Genomic DNA, 23524 nt, shown 5'->3' with positions numbered 1-23524 from the left:
GTGCTGATAGGGGCTTACCCGTCAGAGCAAGTTCTTAATTTCAACTGTTGATTGCATGGATGAACACTTTCCAGCCGAGGCCTACGCCTCGGTTTTTTTTGAGGCTACTTAATATGAATCGCTGCGGTTTGCTTGTGTTACTCTCAAGCTCTTTACTGACCACCTTTGGTGCTAAGGCATCCTTTCACGATCCAGTAGATGGTCGGTTTGATATGGGACACCACCTTGCTGAAAACGCTCATGGTTTCTTGCCTATCCCTATTCTAATTACGGAACCTGCTATCGGTTACGGTGGCGGTGTTGCTGGGCTGTTTCTGCACGAGACCGAACAAGAAAAGGAACAGCGAAAACAAGCGGCACTGGCTGCCATTGATGGTGGCGCTCAATTAATGCCTTCTGCTATGTCTGTTGTGGGTGCTGCAGGTACAGAAAATGATACGTGGCTTGTCTTTGGTGGTCACAGGCGTTCATGGTTCAATGATTCGATTCGATATACCGGTGGCGCTGGTTTTGGTGTGGTGAATCTAGATTTATATACGTCAATAAATATCGGGCCGATAGACCAAGATTTTAAGGTGAGTTCCTCGACTTCAGTCGCGCTTATATCACAAAAGGTGCAGTTTAGAATTGGTCATACCCCGTGGATGTTAGGCCTAAAGCAGTTGTTAGCAAAATCTGAGATCGAATTTGACAATACCCTTTTAGATCTGATTTTTGGTAATGAATCCGTCAGCTCTGGTTTAGGCTTAGAGGCGGAATATGACACCCGAGATAACATTTTTTATCCGACCAAAGGCTATAAACTGACCGCAGATTATATGGTCTACGACGAAGCGATAGGCAGTGACCACAATTACCGTAACTTGAATATCGATGGCCAAGCTTTTATCCCAATTTCTAAGAAGTGGACTTTGGGTTTGGCTGCTAATTATCAAAACTTCGACCAGCAAGATTTGGTGGTACCACCAACCGCGAAACCGTACGTTTCTTTGCGTGGTGTCTCTTCTTACCGTTATCAAGGGGATGAGATTGAGACCATCCAAGGTCAACTGACTTACAGCATTGATCATCGTTGGAAGGTTTCCGGCTTTTATGGTGCGGGTATCGCAAAGCATGACGACAGTTTCAGCGACGATAGCACCGTTAATGCCGGTGGTGTCGGTTTCCGTTACCAGATCGCGCGCAGATATGGCTTACATCTTGGCGTAGACTATGCCATGAGCAGTGAAGAGAATGCGGTATATATTAATATGGGCAGCGGCTTCTAAACTCAACCAACTTTTTTTCTAATTAAAAAGACGCTCATTCCGAGCGCCCTTTTGTGTTTACCTGTATCTTCGTGGAAGGTTATCTCTTAACGTAAGGTTATTTCTTACGGCAAAACTCAGCGATCACGTACATGGATTGACCACCGTTTGTTTTACCAGAAACAAGCTTAGGATCGTCACCAACGCTGATACCACGGATAACCGTACCTTGCTTAATCACTTGGTTAGTGCCTTTCACAGGGAGATCTTTAATTACTGTTACGTCGTCACCTTTTTTAAGCTCAACGCCGTTTACATCAAAAGGCTTGTCATCAGCAGACATGCCAATCTGAGCCCATACTGATGTCTCTTCTTCCATATACATCATGTCTAGTGCATCCTGAGCCCAGCTTTCAGAGTTCAGACGCGTTAGCTGACGCCAAACTGTCACTTGCACAGGGGCTTCTTGGCTCCACATGCTGTCAGTTAGGCTGCGCCAGTGGTTAATATCTTTAGGTGCATCAATCTCACCAAGACATTTGTCACATACCATGATGCCGTGATCCACTGTTACGTGGCTGTGTGGCGGCACTGCGTATGCAGTAAGAGAAGAATCAGAACCACATAGTTCACATTTTGATTGGCAGCGTTCTAGCATAGTAGCTTCAGAAGACATAATGGACTCACATTTATTAGGTATTAATTACCGCGCTATTATCCACTTTATTGGCAATAAAGAAAGAGGTCGTACGGTATTCTGTCTTGATTAATTTTAGCCGAAATCAAACGCGTGTGTTTTAATTTTTTATACGGGGGTTACTGAAACCAATCGTAGTAAATAACTGGTCACACTAGCTTGTTAAAAACCTCGCTAACTTCGTTAGAATTTTTGATTGTAGAATAATTATTTATCTAAGCTGTTTGTCGAAAAGAGTCGCCTTGTTTTCAAGCTTTTTCCCTGCGTTATTTCTGACCACTTACTTACTGTGATTGGTATGAGACCGTTCGTGAAGGGACAAATAAAAAATGCCAGCGGTGAGGCTGGCATTGGGGTAATAGAGTAGGAGGGGTTACTCTAAAACAGACCCTGCGTTCGAGACAGAATCCAAGTTATTGTCTAACAAGAAATCCACAGTTTCAGCCTGCATTTCAGCATGATGAGCGAAATCCAATGGCAGTGGTGTTGTGTCATCTTGCAGCAGAGCGAAAGTACTGTGCGCAGCAACATTGTTGAACTTAACAAAATCGCCACTGCCGCTCGGTGTTGTATTACTTGAATCTATAACGGTCAATCCAAGCTTAGTCGCCAATGGCGTGGTACCAGCAAGCGGTGCGCTTGCAACTGAGTTCGGTACAGTGTCATCGTCTTGTACTTGCCCCATGTAAATTGGCATCGGGGTCGTCGCCTCTAACAAGTGATCAGCGTTTGTGTAAGGGTCAATGGTATCTAACACGGTTTGTGCGGCATACGCGAACTGTTGAAATGCCGAGCTCATCGTGGCTAGCTGCTCTTCGCTTGCATTGGCTTCAAAGGTTTCATAGCACAGTTTGTCGGTTAAGCTTGCACAGCTCGCGCTCGCAAAGCTGGCGTATTCTGTTGGAGCACTCAACGCGACATTATGCTTCACTTGTGGCCCAAACTCAGTAGAGCCAAGCAGAAGGTTGGATATTTGACCGCCTGAATTCTCAATCGCTGCGGCGCTGAAAGAATACAGGGCATCGGCAGTCACGCTGCCTAGCGTACGGTTCGACGCCGCCACGGCGGGAGCGCCCACAATACCGCCCAAGGAGTGACCTAAGAACTTAACTTGTGAGCCTGTGGTTAAGTCAAACGCTTTCAGTGGCGAGTCTCCAAGCAAACTGGCTTGTGACGAGACCGTGAGTGCCGCGCGTAAACCCATCACATCCAGTGCGCTTTGACGAATGTTATCACGTGCGACGGGCAAGTTCGTGAGGTTTAAATACGCCAAAACGTCAGAGTTAGCTGAGCGTGTATCATCCAAACTGCGCGTGCCATGGACGGGTAAATCGATGGCTAATACTGCTATGCCTGCTTGAGCAAGATTATACGCAAACGCATAAGCATTCTCTTTTGCTGAGGTAATGCCATGTTGATAGATAACCACGTCAGTAGGGTCTGAACCATTTGGTGTAAACAGTAAGAATTCAACCGATTCTAAGGATTTAGCTTGCGGAACGGGTGAATACTTAGTGATCACTCTTTCGCTATCGAGCGGTGATCCATCCGCAAGCGTCAAACTTAAGCCGATAAGTTTCAGTTGCTCTGTTTGGCTGGTCGCTAAGATGCTGGTGTCAATTCCTGCGGCAACAAGCTGTTGAGCCATGTTGGCTTGCTCCGCACTGTTGCTCAAGGCATTGGAGACTTTGGCGAGGCTAGGCATCCCTGATTCAAAAGGTTGAGAGTTCCAATCACTGCTGCCTTTCTCTAGGTAATGAGGAAGTTGCACAAACCCTTGGCTGACATTGACATCAGCACCTGAACTATCGTACATGGTTTCTATGGCTGTTTTAGCGGCCGTAATGGTAGCAGCCTCTCCACCAGCAATGTATTTGTCAAAATCACTATCGTCAGCCAATGCTGCTTTAAAGGATTGCGTTGACGCAAACTGCATAACGTAAGCTGTTGTTAGATCAACCGAGTTAGGGTTAGCGCTGCCAGTCCATACTCCATTGAGGTTGGCCGTTGACAATCCAGTTGCCGTTGCGGCTTTGGTGGCGAATAGTGTGTCACCCACCGATTCGGTGGTAAACCATGTCGAGTAAATAATGTCTTCGGTATTAAGGCTAATAGCGCCCGCAGCGGCAGCTTGGCTCAGGCTCAACAACTTGCGTCACTTGTTGAGCCTGAGCCAAGCTGCCATCGGTGTAGATGACTGCGCTCGATTTAAGCGCCGCATAACTTGCTGACATACCAACTGGGTCACCGTTTGCATCGGTCAGCTCACTCGACAGTGCCAATACGTATTCACTGGACGCATCGAGTGATTCATTAAATACAATGGTGAAGGTGTCGCTTGCCGCACTCGATAGCACATTGAAGTCAATACCTAGCGTTAGTACCTGCGTGATGCTTGGTGTAGTTTCAGAGGTTAGTGAGTCGCTCAGCTTTAACAGATAGACGCCGCCCGTTGCCACGCCATCGGCTAAGCCAGTCCCTTCAAATTCCATGATGATAGGCATGGAGGTAGACCAGCCATCGGCTGTGTTCATTGCTGCGATAGGGTTGGTTAACGAATCATCACCGCTTGTCGGTAGAGCAAGTGTGCCATCGGTGGTATCCATTAACGCGAAGCTTGGCAGCGGCACTGCGAGGTCTGCGCCCGTCAGTTGAAACTTGATGTTGGTCGATTGAGCGAGTGAATCTTGGATATATTGCTCGTATTGAACTGCGGTTGAAGCACCAGAGCTTGATGTTTCGTCACCACAACCGGCAACAAACATTGCTGAAGTCAGCAGCGAAACATTAAATAACTTTTTCATGTCTTAATTCCGTTTAGTTGAAGGTGTAGTTGACTTGAATAGCAGATAGGTAGGCGACTGCTTCGCCAGAGAATTCAAGGGTTTGACCCAATTCGTTGGTTTCTGTGAAATCGCCATCTTTACTTTGTACTAGCGCAAAGCCCGCATCAACAGAAAGGCTAGGGTTGAACTGATAGGTTAAGCCCGCGCTGTACCAGTAACGGTCACTGTCGGGGATGCTCAATGTGGTCTCTCCGGCTTGTTCGTCGTAGGCGAGGCCTGCTCTTAGCGTCCATTGTTGATTCAATTGGTACGTGGCACCTAATGAGTAGCGGTTATTATCTTCGTAGTGTTCGGTCTTTATGAAACATTCACCGTCGGTACAATCTGGGCTAGTTGCTTTTAACTCTTTGAAGCTACTCCACCCTGTTTGTTGCCAGCCGTAGTGAATGGCCCATTTGTTGGTCAGTTGATGGAAGGCGGATATCTCGATGATGGAAGGTAATGTGACCTTGAGGCGTCCCGTTGTGGTGGTAGCGCTGCCTTGTACTATGCTGCCGGTGTAATCGGTAAAGTCGCCATCGTCAAAATCGAGCTCGACCTCAGAGCGGTAGGCGATAGAAAATCGGTGGTTTTGATTCACTTCATACAGCGCGCCGACATTCCAGCCCAATGCAAAGGTTTCACCTGTCATGCTGATCAGCTTGCTCGACGCAGCATCCCCCGTAATATTTGATATTGCGCCTTGGTGGCGGTTCAGCTCGGCTTCGGCATAAACAAAGTTCGCCCCCACACCGAGACTAAACTGCTCATTAATTCGATAAGCCACATTCGGATTCACGTTGACAGAGATCAACGACGTATCACCCGCTAAATCACCGGCATAAATATCATCGGGATAGTCGGTCGCGACGCCATAGTTGGAGAACATGCCAATCCCCCAAGCCCATTTATCATTGATTGGACTGATGTAATAGGCCGCAGGGACCACTTGCAGCGGAGCAACATCTTTCGACACTTGGCTTTGACCGCCAGAACCCGGAACATCGTGCTGAGTAATGTTCACCTCTGGGTCTATGATGGAAGCCGCGCCTGAAAACTGTGCAGTATCAAAAAGGGTCATGGCAGCGGGGTTTCTGGCGAGCACTCCGGCATTGTCGGCGACAGCACCTTCACCGGAAAATGCACGACCAAGGCCTGAGGCAGAGTGTTCTGCAACTTGGAAGCCCGCCGCCAGTGAGTTACAGGCAAATAACACGGAAAGTGAAACGAGAGAGCGTTGTACTGTTTTCATCCTTGACCCTCCTAGGGCATCAAATCTCATTTTTATTATTGAAAACACACTGAGCATTTTGGTGTTGAAGCTCTAATGTAAATGACATGTTAAAATTTAATTCAATAAAAAGTCAAAGAATACATGGTTAAAATGTGAACTTATGTGCATTGATGGTCAGGGTTTGCAACTTGTTAACTGATTGTAATCAATGGTTTACTATAGGTTGGAGGTGTGACCAGTATTTTTATGTGCTGTATAGCGATAAATGGCGTTCAATTGCTCCAAATGTAACGAATTTGTTTGTGTTTACCGTTTGTCGCTAAATCGGCATAATGTCGGCTTACTGTTAGTGTGATTAAATTGGAATTTTAGTTTGGAATTACTCGCGATAGAGTTTCTTGGGAAACCGCTCCGTTTAGAGGGATCGATGGCAGGGTGGCAACAGTTATATTGGGACAACACATTAGTTTCTCAGCTGGATGCAACGGCTGAGCAAGAGGGGGCGAGAACGCATGCATTTACCCTTCGTGCTGATGAAGAAACGTTGCAGTGTCACGTTGAGGCGTTGGTTCAGTGGCAACCGTTTGAGATGGCATATAAAGCGACTGTTAATGGTCAAACCATCACTGAAGGCCACCGCAACACCAAAGATATCGAGCAACAAACGTCCGTTGTGCCACCAAAGCCAGAGAAGCGTTTCAGTTTAATCGGGTTAGTGTCACTGGGCATGAAAGCACTAAAAAGCGCCAAATTGATCAAGGTGGTACTCGCTTCAGCCAGTTTAGCCGCGTATTCATGGCTGTTCTCAATTCAGTTCGCTCTGTCCCTAATCGCTTGTTTGATGTTTCATGAATACGGTCATATCCGAGCGATGAAATACTTTGGTATGAAGACCAAAGGCATCTATTTGATCCCTTTTCTTGGTGGTTTGGCGCTCTCTGATGAGAAGATCAATACTCGCTGGCAAGACGTGGTGATCTCGATCATGGGGCCACTGTTTGGCTTGATATTGTCGCTGGTGTTTACCGTGCTGTACTGGATGACAGGCGAAATGTTCTTCGCGGGGCTTGCGGTATTCAACGCTTTATTAAACTTGTTTAACCTATTACCGATCTTGCCTCTCGATGGAGGACATGTACTGAAAAGTATCAGTTTCTCGATGAACAGCTTGTTAGGTATAGTGCTGTGTATCATGGCGGCTGTGGCTGGCATTGTGTTGAGCTACCAGTTGAACTTAACCTTGTTTGGCTTCTTATTGCTGATGGGCAGTGTGGAAATTCTGTTTGAGTGGAAAGGGCGTCACCATAGCCACTTATTGCCGTTGGATCGCTATGGCCAAGTGGTGTCATTGGTTTGGTATGTAGGGCTAGTCAGTAGCTTGATCGGCGTGATCTGGTACTTCGCCTCAACGGGTGATCAGTTACTCAGCCTGCCACTGCAAATTCTAGGAACGTAACGATTCGAATTGGCCTTCGAGTGAGAAAAGATAATTGACAGAGAGCGCCCTAACCAGCTGGCTAGGGCGTTTTTGTATCCAGTACTTTGAGTTAAGTTAATAGACTTTGCAATTTGGCTTGCTCGCATTCGACTGAGGTAAGGTGATGATCTTGGTTTGCAGATCTTTGATTCGTGTGCTGTGAGAAGGGTGGGTCGAAAGAAGCTCCGGTGGCTGGCTTCCCCCAGATGCTTTTGCCATGTTTTGCCATAGGTTAATGCTTTGATTGGGGTCGAAACCCGCTTGAGCCATATATTCTAAACCGACGATATCGGCTTCAGACTCTTGCGTTCGCCCATAAGGGAGCATGACTCCATATTGAACACCTAAGCCCAAGGCGGCCATCGTTAGACTTTGATATTGACTGTATTCCGATGAACCCAAAGCAACGTTAGTGATCGATAACCCGGTATTCGCCAGTTGTGACTGTGAAAGGCGTTCATTGCTGTGGTCAGCCAAAACGTGCGCCACTTCATGCCCAATAACGGTTGCGAGTTGATCTTGGTTAACCGCGACGTTGAGTAGCCCGGTGTAGACGCCAATTTTGCCGCCGGGCAATGCAAACGCATTCACTTGATCGCTATCAAACACCACCACTTCCCATTCACTGAAGCCTTGTTTAGGGATATGTTGAGTAATACTGTCGGCCACGCACTGCACATAAGCGTTGATCTTAGCATCTTGGTTGATCGACAGCTCTTGCTTCATCTGCTCAAAAGATTGTGCGCCAAGCTGAGACATATCTTGGTCTGAAAAAAGCAGTAATTGGTTTCTTCCGGTTGGGGAAGCGCTACACGCGGTTAAGCCTGCAAGGGTCAGAAGCGAGGTGAATTTCATCCATGACATCATACAATCTCCTCTGTGTATTCGGTTTTTATGCATGTTAACATTAACTTGTATAATACCAACCGTAGCGGAAAATGATTGAATAAACGTACAAAATACGAAAATTATTAGATATGAAAGTGGCTCACTCGATACAGCATCCAGCACTAAGGACCGATATGACGATTTGGAAAAAGCCCGTTGACCTAGATACGTTCAATGCGACCTCAAAAAACACCTTAATTGAGCATCTCAATATTGTGTATACCGAGGTAAACGATAATTCTTTGGTGGCGACGATGCCTGTTTGTCATTTTACACATCAGCCATTAGGTATGTTACATGGCGGTGCATCGGTTGTTTTAGCGGAAACTCTTGGGTCATTGGCCGCAAATTTCTGCGTGCCAGAGGGCTATTACTGTGTCGGGCTTGATATTAACGCTAACCATGTAAGATCAATGCGAGAAGGTCATGTTATCGGTACTGCCGAGCCTATCCACCTTGGTGTTTCTACCCAAGTATGGCAGATAAATATTACGGATGAGCGTAAGCGCTTAGTCTGCACCAGTCGCTTAACCATCGCAGTAAAGAAACATAAACGTTAACCTAGCAAGTCAACATATTTATCAATCAGTTAATAGTTAATAGTTAATAGTTAATAGTTAATAGTTAAGTGTTATGGGGTATCTTCCCAGTTTCACGCCTTATTTGCCTGATAAACAGAATTCATTTTAATTAGAGAAAGTCATGGTCATCACCTTTAAAAATGGGAAAGTTATTGCGACGGCACATGAGCTTGTTGTTCGTCTTGATGGCGAGCATAGGGTCACGCTGCAAGCGCAAGTTGATGCGATTCAATTGATCGGAAAAGGGGCAAATGTCATCTCGGCCAATGGCTCTGAATGTAAGTGGTCGATTAAGCTGGATAATGAGCAACAATTACGCGATATTGCCAATGAGATCGGTTGTGATGTGATGTAATCGCGTGTCAATCGACAGAGATAAGCCATCTCTTGGTAAAATGTTATCCGTTGGATTGATTTTGAAAGAAAAAATAGGGAAACTGCATTTAATACCCTTTGAATAAGTTTTCCTCTTTATGAGCAGCCCAAGACTTCGCGTTCAATTTGAAACCCTGTTTGAATATTTTGATGGCAACGATGCTGATGTTCGGTTAGACGATATCACCAGTGTGCTGTGTTGTACGCGTCGTAATGCCCGAATGGTGCTCAACAAGCTCGAAGAGGAGGGGTGGGTTGAATGGCTACCCGCTGCGGGACGCGGTAAGTTATCTCAACTTATTTTCAAGCAAAACCGCAACGATGTCAGCGAACACCTCGCTCGCCGTTATCTTGAAGCAGGAAAAGTCGGCCAAGCCTTGTCGGTACTTGATCACGATGCCGCTAAACTAACTCAAGTGATTCAAAACTACTTGGGTGTGCAGTATCAAGAGGGTGAGCAGGTGATCCGTTTGCCTTACTATCGTCCGCTTTCCATGCTGAATCCGACAAAATCGATGCGACGTTCAGAGCAGCATATTGCCTGTCAGGTGTTTAGTGGGTTAACTCGCTTAGATGAGAACGATCAACTACAACCCGATCTTGCCCATTCATGGCAAAAAATCAGTGATCATCAATGGCGATTTTTCTTAAGGCCGGGTGTACGTTTTCACAACGGAGAGCCTCTGCTAACCCATCATGTGGTGGATACACTGCTGTCACTCGAACCACTTAATATGTTCTCTCATATAAAAGATGTCTCTTGCCCTGCGAATTGCGTTGTGGATGTGTTTTTGACGCGCGCTGATAAGTATTTCCCCCTTGCACTGACGGAGTCGGTTGCCAAAGTGACGCTGCCGATGAGTTTACGGGGCGAAGATTATGACATTCGACCGATAGGCACTGGGCCGTATCGCGTGGAGAAGAATGACGATAAGCAATTGGTGTTGAACGCGTTCAACGGATACTTCGGCTTTAGACCCTTGATTGATCGTGTCGAAGTTTGGGTGGTTGATGAAGCTTACTCTTCAATGGTTTATCCAAGCCTTTCGAAGCCGGTAATGGCCGATCGTGGTGATAGCGATGAAGTTGAGCTAGACCCGGGTTGTACTTATTTGTTGCTCAATAGAAAGAACGGTATCGCACAAAACCCAGAATGGGCGAAGTTTTTATCGAATGCGTTGAATGCTGCTGATTTGTTTGTCCATATTCCCAAAGAGACAGTGATAGATTTAGGTGTATTGCATGCCTATGGGATAAAGCCCGGTTGGTACGATATTAAGTTAAAGACGGCGATATGCCCACCAGTAAGGGAAAAGCCCACTATTCGAGTCGCGTATCAATGCCAGCACCCTATGTTCCCAACGCTTGCCCAAGCCATCGTGACAGTGTTGAAGCAGTACGATCTTGATGTCGATCTTTTTGGCTACGAAACGGATCCTCCACACGCCGGCAATGTTGATATTTGGATCAATCCGATGGGCATCGCCAATAATCGAGATGATGCCTTGGCAGGGTGGTTGATGGATTACAGTTTTCTGGATGAATCTAGCCCGGCAGAAGACTTTGATCAATGGTGCCATATGATAGATCGTTGGCGATCCGGTGAATTTGAGCAATTCCCTGCAAGACAACTTGGTAAACAACTCGTACAAAGTAATCAATTGATACCGATGTTCCATTGCTGGTTAGGTGTTAATAAAGATCAATGCGGTACGCTGCAAAATGCCAAGTGCAATGCACTTGGTTGGTTCGACTTTAGCCAAGTTTGGGTTAAGCCTGAAGTTGATTGAAATACTAGAAAATGCAATTAGGACAAACAATGCAAACTGCGATGATCACACTTATTACGCTGGTGGCCTTTGCTGCCAATTCAGTCTTGTGTCGCTGGGCATTAATGGATCAAACGATTGATCCATTGAGTTTTTCGATCGTGCGTATTGTGTCCGGTGCGCTGACTTTGTTGATCCTACTCTGCTTATCGTTTAATGCTCGCCTTAAAAGCGCTTCAGTTAAAAGCAAAGTCAAAGTCGATATAGCGGTCGATAACGTTTCAGTTCGTTCCAAGATCCAAGCTCAGTTTGATTTAACCGCAATCGTCGCGCTGCTGGTCTACATGTTTGGTTTTTCGTTTGCCTATGTAAAACTTGGAGCGGGGCTTGGCGCGCTCGTTTTGTTTGTGGCCGTGCAATTTACCATGATCGCTGCCCACCTGATATCTGGCAATCGAATGTCACTTATTGAGTGGTGTGGTTGTCTGTTGTCTGTCACTGGGTTGGTGTACTTATTAATGCCGAGTCAGTCGATCGCGGCACCTGATTTCTTGTCAGTTATGTTAATGGTGCTTGCGGGTATTGGTTGGGGAATTTACACCTTAGCCGGAAAGAAATCCTTAAATGCATTGCAGTCAACCGCCGCTAACTTCGGATTCTGCTCTTTGGCTATTTTAGCGCTGTTAACGCTTTTGATTTTGTTACCTAATGCGATGCCATTACTCAAAATTACCAAACAAGGCATGATTTACGCGGTTATATCTGGTGCTGTGGCGTCTGGTATGGGTTACAGCTTATGGTATTACGTGGTCAAAAAGCTCGACACAGTGCTGGCATCTATCGCCCAGCTCTCAGTTCCGGTTATCGCGACGCTAGGGGGGGTGATCTTGTTATCAGAACCTGTCACCAAGCAATTTGTTATCTCGTCCACGGTCATTCTACTTGGCATAGGCTTGGTCATTGTCGCTCCGAAACTCAATACAAAAAGATCTTAATCTCGGACTCTTATGGCTAAACCTAATAAGAAACAACCGACTAAAACGGTGCAAATATTCTGTGCAAAATGTAAAACCCAGCTTTTTAAATATCGAAAAGGGGGCAAAGGTGCACTTGTGAAATGCTTTAAGGAGCGTATTGTGGACGACTTCACGACCGAGCCATGTGTGTGTCCTGAATGCAGAATTGAATTTGCGCGTGATACCTTGGTGCGAGGTACGCCTGCCTATAAATTTATTGGCGGCAAAGTAACGATGAAATAAACGCTTCACAACAATTATTGATATCGTGGATCTTACCATGTCCATCATTTGATATGACTTAGAAGCTTTGGCTTAGGAACTACACTTAGGAACAAGAGCTTATAAATGATAGCTTAGAAGCTATGATTGAAAAGCGATAACGTAGCAGCGCAAACCTTAAGATGGAGTCACTCTCGCTCGCCCTTGAATCTTGAGAAGTAATAACGCAATCAGCGCGCCAAGGGTGTCGCACAACATGTCTTTTTGTGCATCCCAAATATCACCTTGTGAGCCAAGGAAAGCGATGCCTTCATCACCTCCGGCTATTTCCGCATACCACCACTCAATGATCTCATAGCCCGCCGCGACGCTCATTATTGCAAACAGTGAAAACAAGCAAGCAATGAAAGGTTGCACGAGTTGCTTACGCATCAAATATTCAGCAAGCGGGTAAGCATAGAGACCAATAGATAAATGAGCGACTCTGTCAAAATTATTGCGTTCAGAAGCTATCATGTTATTGAACCAATCAAATGGCACTTCTGCAAACGTATACTTTGCGCCGATAGTATGTAGGACTAACCAAATAAACATCAAAACGTAGGCTGTTTTGGTGAAGGTGAGCTTAGTTGATAGCCACCAAATACCCACTAATATACCGAGTGCCGGGATAATTTCTGCTATCCACACGGTTCTTGAAGAGGGGGCAAAAGCAGAAAAAAGAAACACAATCAGATAAAGCGCTGTGAGTGAAAGCAATGGTCTGTTATGAGCAAGTGGCGTAGTGGTCATTTCAAGGTCTCGTGGAGATTTGACTATAGTCACATAATAATCAGCAGCATTTAATTAGCTGAAATAGCTAAATTTGTCGAGAACGACGGTGCTTGGCTCACATAGAGACGAGCCATCACTAAAGTTTAACAAAATTTAAATGGTAACGCAGATAAATCCTATGGTTTGAATATATATAACTGATTGAAATTTAAATCACAATTCAACTACTGAAGTGCGAAACTAGACAAACTGCGCTCGATGGCTTTCAATTAATAGAGACTTCAATGCATATGGTAACAGGCTCATTCAACTATGTTAAACCAGCCAGATACATCACATCACCAAGACATTCGTACCCATTTTTATACTCATATGGAAAACCCTCTGTTGTGGCCCATTATGGAAGTGCTCAAACAGCAACCCTGTGGATGGAAAGTGCATACCTTAGCCACTCATCTCAATGAACTTGGCTTGATCCCCACTTTAGATTCATCACCAGATAAAGAATTGTTTAAAAAGAATTTTTTGATCATGAATGCCCTTTATCAGTTACAAGAGACACTGTATCCCGACAGTTGGCTTCAGGTACAAGCGATGAATATAGAGTTACTCTTCGGCCGCTATTATGCGAACACACATGTTATTGATCGTCACGACCCCTTGCGTGAGTACTACATCAACTGGTTGAACTATGAAGCGGATGAGGGAGAAGTAAAAAGGCTACTTAACGAGTTTTGGACTCGATACAAAAAGTTTGTTGGCGGAAGCGAAACAGACATGGATAGAAGCCACGCTCTGAGTTTGTTTGAATTACCGTTAGATGCCTCTGCAAAAGAGATCCGTAAACAGTGGAGACGTTTGGCATTGCGTTGGCACCCAGACCGAGACGAGGGTAACACGGCTAAATTTCAAGCCCTCTGCGAAGCATGGCATGTATTAAGGCAGTAATTGCATCTATAGCAGTAGAAGACGTGAGCGATATTGAGTGAATACCACAAAAGCCCCAGTGATGGGGATTTTTTGTTCTAAAAAAAGATCCATAGATTATTCATTTTCTATAGGCATATTCAATTCGTTAGATAAATCTACGGCTCTCAGATTGAGAGCCGTAGAAGGTTAATTTGTTTACTAACTAGCTAACGAATTAAGTAATCAAGTAACGCGATCAGTTCGAAGGCTTGAATTGAGATTTACGCATGCGGTTTAGCGCTGCCATTACATCCAATGTTCTTGGTTTTGCTAGATCACCATAGTTAGGCATATTCGCGTGCCATTCGTTATCTAAGATAGCGCTGAATTCTTTCGCAGGGTTGTTTGACCAACCTGGCGTTTGCGCAAATTGGAACCAAGCCCAACCAATCGCATTAACCTCAGAAGTCGACTCCAACTGTTCAAGTGCTGATAAATCAGTAAACTCTTTACCAAAACGCAGCGACTCTTTGCCTTTAGCATTAACACGGAACTTACCGTCAGTAAGAATGTTCATCAGTGAAGTGCGGTTTAATGAGCGTGGTACAAAGGTCTCCAAGGCCGTCTCACATTCGTTAGTTCGCTGAGTCGGGTGCTGAGCAATCACGTCTTTTGCTTTTTCAGTCACGTCTACTGCTTGGTAGTCGTGCATTTGAATAACAGTGTTCGCTACATCTAGGTAATCACCAGAGCCACCCATAACCACAATGGTAGAGATATCCATTTCTTCACGCAGTTGACCAATACGGTCAACAAGTGGCGTGATTGGCTCATCGCCTTTTGATACTAGCGCTTGCATACGTTCGTCACGGATCATGAAGTTAGTCGCTGACGTATCTTCATCTATCAATAGAGTTTGCACGCCCGCTTCAATCGACTCTTGTAACCAAGCGGCCTGTGAAGTAGAGCCCGAAGCATCTTGGGTACTGAAATTTGAAGTGTCTTTCTGCATTGGTAAATGATTGATGTAGTTCGACAGGTTTAAGCTGTGCACACATCGGCCATCTTCAGCGCGGATCTTCATGGTATCAATCGCTGTCACGATGCCTTCACGACCGTCACCAGGAATATGGTTGTAGATCGAACGTTCAACCGCGTTCAATAGCGTCGATTTACCATGGAAGCCACCACCAACGATCAGCGTGATGCCTTTTGGAATACCGAGACCAGTCATGTCGCCTTGGTTTGGGGTATTTAAAGTCACACTCAAGGATTCTGGAGCCGTGAAAGGGACAGCATCTTTCATTGGAAGGTCGCAGTTACCAGCAATACGCGGTAGCACACTACCGTTGGCAACGAACGCCGCTAGGTTATTTTCGTCAAGTTGAGCACGCAGTGCTTCTTGGTCTTCAATCGTTTCACAATGCTGAATCATTGCATCGATGTTCAGTTCACGCTCTAGCGTCGCACGACGAATAAACTTCGGTAAGTAGAAAGTGATAATGTTGTTCGCTTTCTTCGCAAGAATACTTCGGCCATCCGCAGGTAGATTGATGCGAAAACGAATTTCGATGCCGTGATCGGTGAAAACAACCGCTGTGTTGTCTAATACCGTTTGACCTGTCAGGGCGATAGACACCGTTGATTCTTGTTTCGCGAACTCAGAGAAGCTACGTGCAATAAAGTCACGCGCGGCGACTTGGTATTCGTAAGACTTTTCTTTCAGCCAATCTAACCCAGTTAACGACCACGCGCGTGTGGCGCGAAAACGAGAAGCTGACGCGTATGGGTCACCTTGGATGTGGTCGATGTGTAATTCAAAATCAGCAAAGTCGTATTGACCTTTAATTTGTTGATATGCACGGTAGTTTTGTTTTTCGAGCTTTTTAAGCTTTGCAGTCAACTGATCCATAACGAGGAATGCCTATTATATAGAGGGGAAGATAAATACAGAAAGGCGGCGATTATAAAAACCACCACCAGTAGAGTAAAGAGAAAGTAGGCTGAAAACCAAAACTAACTGCTCTTTATCGCTCTAAGCGGAACGCGTTGTCCCTAAATAATTTTGATTGATTAAGCTGTGCTCAAATTCCTGAGCAGTCATCGGTTTACCATATAGGTCACCTTGTCCGGAATTGCACTCTTCATCAATGACAAATTGCTCTTGAACTTCGGATTCTATGCCCTCAATGGTCACTTTCAAGTTGAGCTTTTTCGCTATCAGAATAATAGAGCGCACTATTTCAGAGTCTTCATGTGAGTTTTGCATCTGGTCAATGAAGCTTTTATCAATTTTGATCGTATCAAATGGAAACTTTTTCAGGTTACTGAAAGAGGCATACCCCTGTCCAAAGTCATCTAGTGACAATGTAACGCCAATGTTGTGTAAAGATTCAAGTGTGTTCCTTGCGACCACTTCATCCGCAATCAGGCCGCTTTCCGTCATTTCTAACTCCAAAAAGCGAGGCTCGAGATGGTAGGTTTCTAATAAGTGGAGGACCTGCTCGGCAAAGTGAGCATTATTAAGTTGCACCGCAGACACGTTCACTGCCAACTTGAAATCATCAACGTATTCTGACCACTCTTTAGCTTTTTCAATCGCATTGCGTAGAACAAAGCTACCTACCTCAAATATCAGACCATTTTTCTCAGCCATATGTATTAGGGGTTCATTAGAAATATCGCCTAGCACAGGGTGTTGCCAGCGTAGCAAAACTTCTGCGCCTACCCAGCGGCGAGTTGAAGGGCAAACTTTAGGTTGAAAGTAGAGTATAAGGTCGTCATTGCGAATCGCCTGAAGTAAATAACCTTCCACCTTATTGGTATGATTTTGTTTCTCAGGGTAAGACTGACTGTAGTAAGCAAATTTTTGACCAGAATCTTTACATGCCAACATCGCTTCGGAAGACTTGGTTAAGATACTTTCCGCATGGTCTTCATCGTCGGTCATCGCGATACCGATGTAAGCATGAAGATGCACGCTGTCATTGCCAATATAAAATTCTGAGTGGCCTATTCTGACGAGCTCAAGGATCAGTTTATCCAGTCGTTCGTGCAAGTCTTTAACACTGAATGCCAGAACAAGATCAATGGAAGTAGGGCGCGCGGTTAACACATCAATATCAGTAATACTTTCTATCCGCTGGCGATATTCAATCAGTAATTTGTCTAAGGCGGCGTAGCCGTATCGGGCTTGGATGCGTCTGCCGTTGGTAAACCCGATATGAATCACCGCGAATGAACAATTTGTCAGCTTACGTTGTGACGAGAGTTTGTGATTGAGTCTAGACTCAAAAGCACTTCGGTTTAAAAATCCGGTACCAAAATCGTGGTTTTTTTGGAAGTTGACGGTTTGCTCAGCAGCTTTGCGCTTATTAATTTCTAGATTCAATGAGACGTTAAGGCTGGCGAGATCTTTGGTTCTTGTGTCAACACGGTTTTTTAACGCCTGATTCATTTGCCGTAACTTTGCATGCTGAAACAAGGTCTTGAGTTGCGACTCAATCGAAAGGCGAAAACTTTCGATTAATTTTATATAGGTTGAAGTGTAGCTATTCTCTTTAGAGTCCAAGATACAAATGGTCCCAAACAGCTCACCATTGGGCCAAAGTAGTGGAATACCACAATACGAAATTAAGCCCAGTTTGACGTCTGGATTATGTTCCCATTCAGGGTCCGAACAAGCGTTGGGCACAATGAGCGTCTGCTTAGATTGCATCACACTCTCACAATAAAGACCCTTTCCCAGTAATTCTGCACTGCCTTGAGAGTATGGGTTGCTATCATTTTGGCTAGTAGAAAAGACTTCAATAAAGTCATGATGGACACGCATGATGAGTGCGGCTTGCACTTGGGTGATCTGAGCGAGGAGGTCGACAATATTTTGCCAACCTAATTTCATGTCGTGTGGTATGTCGAGATCGAGCGTTTTAATCTTCTTCATATGACTCCGAGTCAATCATGCAGTAAGCATCAACACGTCCTGTGTTAATTATGATGAATTCAAAAGTGGCAATAATGAGTAAGTTAAGTATAGAAAGGATGTATAAAAAAACCTCTGTAATGAGTCAGAGGTTCTTTTATATACGTTGTTGTCTCAGTATTGAGATCGTGTCGCCTTAAGATTAAGGCTTTAACTCTATAAACTCAGAGGGGTTGAGTTTATGGCTATAGTCAACGGTTTGCTGAGCAAAGCCATTCAACTGCAAAAACTCTTCTTTGAACCCTTGATAGTCACCTAATGTTTGGAAGTTGCTTTCATCCATTTTTTTGAGAATCTCAGATACCTGTTTTTGAGTTTCAGGCTCAAGCTCCCAATCATCCATACGAATTAAGCGCTCTCCATCCAATGGTACCTTTTCTTGGCCGTATAATTTGCCGCTAAACAAGCGCTGCATCTGTTGAATACAACCTTCGTGGGTCTCTTTCTCTTTCATCACTTTATACAAAGCAAGTAGGTAAGGGCTTAATCCCGGAATGAACACACTGGCTTTGGTGACTAGCGCTTTGCAGACAGTCGCGTAGGCACTGCCACCAAAGTTGGCTAGTTCAAGATTAAGCGCATGGCTGGTTTGATGAAGGTCGATTTTGGCGCGTCCCAGCGTTCCATCAAGGTAGATAGGGTGCGTGCTTTCCGGGCCGATATAAGAGAACGCAATCGTCTTACAGCCTTGAGCGATCGATTCTGCGTTAATCAGTTCATCAATCCAGTTTTCCCAATCTTCACCGCCCATCACTTTAAGTGTGCTTTCGGCTTCATCTTGCGTGGCAGCATCAAGCGTATTCGTTACCCAGCGATCGTGTTCTAGAGAAATTGTCGCGCCAGTCACGCTTGCGCCGATTGGCTTAATGGCTGAACGCCAAAACTCGTCGGAATCCGGTTTAGGTCGTACGCCTGTCGCTAAGCTATAGATAACGAGATCCACCTCGCCTTCGAAGAAGGTTTCAATGGCTTCGATCACTTGTTCACGTGTATGCGATGAAAAGGCGTCGCCAACGATGTTGATGGCGGTACGTTGCTCTCGCTCTGCTTCTTGTTTGAAGTAAATGTTGTTGTACCAACCGGCACTACCAAGGGATTTTTCGTTGGGACCGCGCTCGAATGAGACGCCAATGGTGTCAGCTTTTGCTCCGCCAAAGGTGAGGGCGATGCGAGCCGCGAGGCCAAAGCCAGAGGATGCGCCGATGATCAATACTCGTTTAGGGCCATCTTTGATTTGCGGCGCACTCTTAACGTACTGAATTTGTTGCTTTACGGCTTCTTGGCAGCCAATAGGGTGTGCGCTTTTGGCAACCACACCCTTAATAACAGGTTCGAGCAGCATAAATAACCTTACATTTATCGATGATATGCATTTAGGCTAACGTAAAGCTGTGTAAAATTTATTGAGCTAGACCGTTAAAACCTAAAGATACTGATATAATTCCTCGGCGACAAATTCAGCAATCCAAGGTTGAGCTTCTGGTTTGGGGTGCAATCCATCGTTCATCATCCACTCAGGCTTAAGAATGATATGCTCAAGGAAAAATGGCACAAGCGGTACATTTTGTTGATCAGCGAGAGCGGCAAAAACGTATTCAAACTGTTGGTTGTAACGCTTACCGTAATTCGGCGGGATTTTAATCTGCATTATGACAGGTTTGGCACCCGCCGCTTTTATTTGCTTGATGATTTTATCTAAATTTGCGGACATTAACTTAGGTGGGAAACCGCGAAGTCCGTCATTGGCCCCGAGTTCAATAAGCACGGTGTCTGGTGCATGCTCTTCGAGTAGTTGCGGTAGGCGAGCTAAACCATTACCTGTTGTGTCACCAGAAATACTTCCGTTAACCACGGTAACCGATTTATTGTGCTTAGCGAGTGCGTCGGGCAGTAAACTTGGCCAGCTTTGTTTGATGTCCATGTTGTAACCCGCACTTAGGCTGTCGCCAAGGACCAGTAATGTAGAGCTTTGAGCTGGCGTTTGGGCCAAAGAAGCCGTTGAAAATAAAATAAAGAATAAAAAGGAAATTAGTCGAGTCATGCATACATCCATCATTAAAGCAGAAGCTGTTTCTAAGACAGTGTCTACTAATCAAGAACATTTAACAATCCTAGAGCATGTTGATATCGATATTCGTGAAGGTGAAACAGTCGCGATTGTTGGTACATCGGGTGCGGGCAAATCGACCTTAATGACGCTACTTGCCGGGCTCGATGTGCCAAGTAAAGGCGAAATCAGTCTATTGGGGCAGCCTCTTTCACAGCTTGATGACGAGGCAAGAGCTAAAATCCGCAGTGAATCGGTCGGGTTTGTTTTTCAAAGTTTCTTACTGATCCCAAGCCTTTCTGCGTTGCAAAATGTCACGCTGCCTTGCTTGCTTAAAGGGGAAGACGAAGACATCGAACGCGCCACTGCTTTGCTGGAGTCGGTTGGCCTAAAAGATAGATTGGATCACCTGCCATCTCAGCTATCCGGCGGTGAGCAACAAAGGGTCGCTTTAGCGCGCGCCTTTATGATCAAGCCAAAAATCCTGTTTGCCGATGAGCCAACAGGCAACTTAGACCAGCAAACTGCTGCAAAAATTGTTGAACTGTTGTTTGAATTGAACTCATCACACGGTACAACTCTGGTTTTGGTGACACACGATCCTAAGCTCGCACAGCGCTGCCAAAGAACACTGAAAATGCATCTCGGTCAGATAGAGGAAGTCTAAATTGAACTCATCAAACGGACTGAATAAACGCTTATTCTCATGGAGTATCGAAGAGATTCGACACGGTCAGCTATGGCCGGTTTCTATTGCATTAACCCTGATCATTGCTTGTGTGTTTGCATTGTCGGCATTGGCCGAGCGCATGGAGCAGGTGATCGTTAAGCAGGGTAAAGATGCGCTCACTGCCGATAGTGTGTTTATTTCCGCTAACCCAATCCCACAACCATTACTCGATCTCACCCAAGCTGAGCAACTAGAAAGCTCGCAGTTAACTCGCTTTTCAACCATGGCATTCAGTGATAACTCAATGCAGTTAGTGACGGTTAAAGCGGTTGAAAGCAACTATCCACTGCGCGGCGAAATGATCTTAGAGGGTGTCGATAAAGCGTCCAGCCATCATGTTGAGCCGGGTGAACTTTGGTTAGACGAGCGTATATTCGCACAGTTAGAGGTTGAAATTGGTGACAATGTCACTATTGGCGATGCTGATTTAGCGATAACTGGGCGAATCACACAAGAACCTGGTTTAAGCTTTAACCCATTCCAACAAATGCCAGCAGTACTGATTCACAGAAGTGATATCGATGCCACAGGGGCGATTCAACCGGGCAGTCGTGTCAGCTTTAGACTGTTTTTGAACGGTGATGAGGCCAAACTCAAAGCCGCACAAGACATTATTGAATTGACGCCGAGCGACCGCTGGCGCACGCAAGATTCCGGTAGTCGCACCAACGACATGTTTGAAAGCACGACCCAGTACCTTTCGTTAACTGTTGCTATTGTGGTGATCATGGCCGCGACCACTTTAGTGCTCACTTGCCAGCACTATGTTGCAAGTCGCCGTAAAACCATCGCGATGCTGAAGAGTTTGGGTGCAAGCAAGCCGTGGATCATTAAATGGCTATCGGTACAGGTGTTATTGCTGGTTGTTATTGGGGGTGTGCTAGGGATCACTATTGGTATTGGTTTAGAATTTTTGCTTCGCATACCATTGGGGGACCTGTTGCCATCACCACTTCCAAGTTATGGCGTTGAACCTGCGATTTTGGCGATTTTATCAAGTATCCTCATTGGCGTACCGGCATTAGGTATTCCGCTGATTGGTTTGGTCAACACCTCGGCCATCAGTGTTATTCAATCAAGCTATCAGTCTAATGAAAGCTACAAGAAGTACCTGTTGTTGCTGGTGCCGATCATTCCAATGATGTTGATGTACGGCGGTAACCTGTTGGTATGGATCGTTCTTGCTGGTATTGCGTGCCTATTTTTAGTGCTTGCGATTGTCAGTACGCTTGTTCTGCGCTTGGTTGGCAAGTTGCCGACTTCGACCTCTATGCGCTTGGCATTGAGTCGAATCAATCGCACGCCATTTGCAACAGGTATTCAATTTGGCTCTTTGGCCCTTTCACTGATGTTGTTGTCTATCATTTGGTTGGTTAGAAGCGATTTATTGTCAGATTGGCAACAGACCTTGCCTGAGAACGCCCCTAATGCATTTGCGCTTAATATTGCAAGTTATGAGAAAGACAGTTATCTCGCGACCATTGACGCAAATGATGTAGAGCGCACCCAAGCGTTTCCAATTATCCGAGGAAGACTGACGACCATTAATGGTGTTGAAGCGTCGGAGTACAGCAATACCTCAGGGGAAACAGACGCGCTAAGCCGCGAGATCAACTTCACTTGGGGTGATAACCTGCCTGAGTACAATGAAGTGTTACAAGGCAGTTGGACACAAGAGCAGGGGGTGTCGGTAGAGTCTGATGTCGCTGAGCAGCTTGCCTTGAAAATTGGTGATGCGCTTGCGTTTACCATTAACAGCCAGAATGTCACAGCTAAGGTGAATAGCATTCGAAAAGTCGAGTGGCGTGAGATGAAGCCAAACTTTTACTTCATTTTTACTCCCGATGTATTGAGTTCTATCCCATCGACTTGGTTAGTGAGCTTTAAATTGGAGCAGCAGCACGATCAAATGCTCAACGAACTGTCTCGAAATCACCCGACGGTGAGCCTCATGGATATTCGTAAGATGGGCAATAAGATCCAAGAATTGCTCAAGCAGATCGTTTGGTCGATAACTGTACTCGCCGCTTTGGGTGTGGTGGCAGGGCTATTGCTTATCTTTACACTGCTGAGACTAAGCTTATCCCAAAGACAACAAGAGATACGTTTGTACCGCACATTAGGCGCGAGCAAGAAGCGAATTCTTAACACCATCTGGTGTGAATACGGCTTGATGGCGTTAGTGGCTGGCTCTATTGCAGCGTTGGGCTCAGAGCTGAGTGTCGCAAGCGTAATGAAGTTTGGCTTCGAACTGGAACCTTCACTGCACCCTATGCTTTGGGTCGCATTGCCAGTACTGACGTTTATCACGCTAGCCGCTGTGGTCAATAGCTTGATTAAGCGTCTATTAGCACCAATGAACAAAGATTTCGGATAATCTTCATATGTTGAGAAAATCGATTTTATTTAACCGAGAAAGCTTAACAGCCCTTAGTATAAACAAGACATATTCCACCTTAATTTTCGCTATTTTTAGCATTTTTCAAAATCAATTGTTCAATAATGCCGACTTAATGAATGGCGGTTAGTCCCTGTAAACAAAGGGTTTGCGCAACTTCATCATAACGTTATCAACAGTTATCCACAAAATCGGTGGATAACTTTAGGGATAAGTTGGCGTCGGTGTTTTACGGGTGTTAAGGCAGCCTTTGTGTGGCGTCACCTAGGGCAAATTTGGCGGTTAGAATAACCGTTAAAATTCTTGCTGGAGTTATTGAGTCAAGAGATTATTTATGTTTTTTACATACATAT

Annotated in this window: 18 protein-coding genes and 1 pseudogene; 10 read left to right on the top strand and 9 right to left on the bottom strand. The window is 45.3% G+C overall.

Translation table 11 applies throughout. The annotated features are described in order from the left end of the window. Positions 1-113 precede the first annotated feature (113 nt). Positions 114-1268 carry a BamA/TamA family outer membrane protein gene (locus tag Q1A70_RS06335; RefSeq protein ID WP_299688173.1) on the top strand — a complete coding sequence of 385 codons (1155 nt, stop codon included), beginning with the start codon at positions 114-116 and terminating at the stop codon, positions 1266-1268. A gap of 97 nt (positions 1269-1365) precedes the next feature. On the opposite strand, the gene Q1A70_RS06330 is transcribed toward Q1A70_RS06335, so the two are convergent. The 3 genes and pseudogenes from Q1A70_RS06330 to Q1A70_RS06320 all read right to left on the bottom strand — a co-directional run bounded on the left by Q1A70_RS06330 (position 1366) and on the right by Q1A70_RS06320 (position 6021). After that, on the bottom strand, positions 1366-1923 hold the full coding sequence (locus tag Q1A70_RS06330; RefSeq protein ID WP_299688170.1) for a PhnA domain-containing protein: 558 nt from the start codon (positions 1921-1923) through the stop codon (positions 1366-1368). 394 nt (positions 1924-2317) lie between these two features. Then, a pseudogene (locus tag Q1A70_RS06325) lies at positions 2318-4748 on the bottom strand (VolA/Pla-1 family phospholipase). A gap of 13 nt (positions 4749-4761) precedes the next feature. After that, complete coding sequence (locus Q1A70_RS06320) at positions 4762-6021, bottom strand: porin (protein ID WP_299688167.1); 1260 nt, start codon at positions 6019-6021, stop codon at positions 4762-4764. 355 nt (positions 6022-6376) lie between these two features. Here Q1A70_RS06320 and Q1A70_RS06315 point away from each other — a divergent pair, with 355 nt between their 5' ends. After that, entirely contained in the window at positions 6377-7459 is a 1083-nt protein-coding gene (locus Q1A70_RS06315) for a site-2 protease family protein (protein WP_299688164.1), read from the top strand. Between the two features lie 96 nt (positions 7460-7555). Here the strand turns inward: Q1A70_RS06315 and Q1A70_RS06310 are convergent, their stop codons facing one another. Continuing rightward, positions 7556-8347: a M48 family metallopeptidase gene (locus Q1A70_RS06310; protein ID WP_299688161.1), complete on the bottom strand. Its 792-nt coding sequence runs from the start codon at positions 8345-8347 to the stop codon at positions 7556-7558. Positions 8348-8502: 155 nt separating this feature from the next. Between Q1A70_RS06310 and Q1A70_RS06305 the strand changes: the two genes are divergently transcribed. The 5 genes from Q1A70_RS06305 to Q1A70_RS06285 all read left to right on the top strand — a co-directional run bounded on the left by Q1A70_RS06305 (position 8503) and on the right by Q1A70_RS06285 (position 12352). Next, positions 8503-8928, top strand: coding sequence for a hotdog fold thioesterase (locus Q1A70_RS06305; RefSeq protein WP_299688158.1), 426 nt, complete (start codon positions 8503-8505; stop codon positions 8926-8928). A gap of 142 nt (positions 8929-9070) precedes the next feature. Further along, positions 9071-9304 carry a DUF3389 domain-containing protein gene (locus tag Q1A70_RS06300; RefSeq protein ID WP_299688155.1) on the top strand — a complete coding sequence of 78 codons (234 nt, stop codon included), beginning with the start codon at positions 9071-9073 and terminating at the stop codon, positions 9302-9304. Between the two features lie 118 nt (positions 9305-9422). Further along, positions 9423-11114 carry an SgrR family transcriptional regulator gene (locus Q1A70_RS06295; protein WP_299688152.1) on the top strand — a complete coding sequence of 564 codons (1692 nt, stop codon included), beginning with the start codon at positions 9423-9425 and terminating at the stop codon, positions 11112-11114. A 29-nt stretch (positions 11115-11143) separates the two neighbouring features. Continuing rightward, positions 11144-12088 (top strand): DMT family transporter, encoded by a 945-nt coding sequence (locus tag Q1A70_RS06290; protein WP_299688149.1) that lies wholly within the window; start codon positions 11144-11146, stop codon positions 12086-12088. 12 nt (positions 12089-12100) lie between these two features. Next, on the top strand, positions 12101-12352 hold the full coding sequence (locus Q1A70_RS06285; protein ID WP_299688146.1) for a hypothetical protein: 252 nt from the start codon (positions 12101-12103) through the stop codon (positions 12350-12352). A gap of 156 nt (positions 12353-12508) precedes the next feature. On the opposite strand, the gene Q1A70_RS06280 is transcribed toward Q1A70_RS06285, so the two are convergent. Further along, positions 12509-13123, bottom strand: coding sequence for a DUF2238 domain-containing protein (locus tag Q1A70_RS06280; protein ID WP_299688143.1), 615 nt, complete (start codon positions 13121-13123; stop codon positions 12509-12511). 294 nt (positions 13124-13417) lie between these two features. On the opposite strand from Q1A70_RS06280, the gene Q1A70_RS06275 reads away from it, so the two are divergent. Continuing rightward, positions 13418-14053, top strand: a complete 636-nt coding sequence (locus tag Q1A70_RS06275) for a DNA-J related domain-containing protein (protein WP_299688140.1) — start codon at positions 13418-13420, stop codon at positions 14051-14053. Between the two features lie 217 nt (positions 14054-14270). Here Q1A70_RS06275 and Q1A70_RS06270 read toward each other — a convergent pair whose 3' ends face one another. The 4 genes from Q1A70_RS06270 to Q1A70_RS06255 all read right to left on the bottom strand — a co-directional run bounded on the left by Q1A70_RS06270 (position 14271) and on the right by Q1A70_RS06255 (position 20037). Further along, entirely contained in the window at positions 14271-15926 is a 1656-nt protein-coding gene (locus Q1A70_RS06270) for an ABC-ATPase domain-containing protein (RefSeq protein WP_299688137.1), read from the bottom strand. 123 nt (positions 15927-16049) lie between these two features. Next, a complete protein-coding gene (locus Q1A70_RS06265; RefSeq protein WP_299688134.1) occupies positions 16050-17957 on the bottom strand; it encodes a GGDEF and EAL domain-containing protein in 1908 nt (635 codons plus the stop codon). 181 nt (positions 17958-18138) lie between these two features. Continuing rightward, a complete protein-coding gene (gene fabV / locus Q1A70_RS06260; protein WP_299688131.1) occupies positions 18139-19338 on the bottom strand; it encodes an enoyl-ACP reductase FabV in 1200 nt (399 codons plus the stop codon). Between the two features lie 81 nt (positions 19339-19419). After that, entirely contained in the window at positions 19420-20037 is a 618-nt protein-coding gene (locus Q1A70_RS06255) for an arylesterase (RefSeq protein ID WP_299688128.1), read from the bottom strand. On the opposite strand from Q1A70_RS06255, the gene Q1A70_RS06250 reads away from it, so the two are divergent. After that, positions 20036-20710: an ABC transporter ATP-binding protein gene (locus tag Q1A70_RS06250; RefSeq protein ID WP_299688125.1), complete on the top strand. Its 675-nt coding sequence runs from the start codon at positions 20036-20038 to the stop codon at positions 20708-20710. The two genes, Q1A70_RS06255 and Q1A70_RS06250, sit on opposite strands and share 2 nt — an antisense overlap. A gap of 1 nt (position 20711) precedes the next feature. Further along, positions 20712-23150 carry an ABC transporter permease gene (locus Q1A70_RS06245; protein ID WP_299688122.1) on the top strand — a complete coding sequence of 813 codons (2439 nt, stop codon included), beginning with the start codon at positions 20712-20714 and terminating at the stop codon, positions 23148-23150. Positions 23151-23524: the final 374 nt, after the last annotated feature.

The organism is uncultured Vibrio sp., assembly GCF_947488985.1.
GTDB lineage: Bacteria > Pseudomonadota > Gammaproteobacteria > Enterobacterales > Vibrionaceae > Vibrio.
The sequence above is the reverse complement of the archived record's forward strand: the minus strand, read 5'-3'. Positions and strand labels throughout refer to the sequence as shown.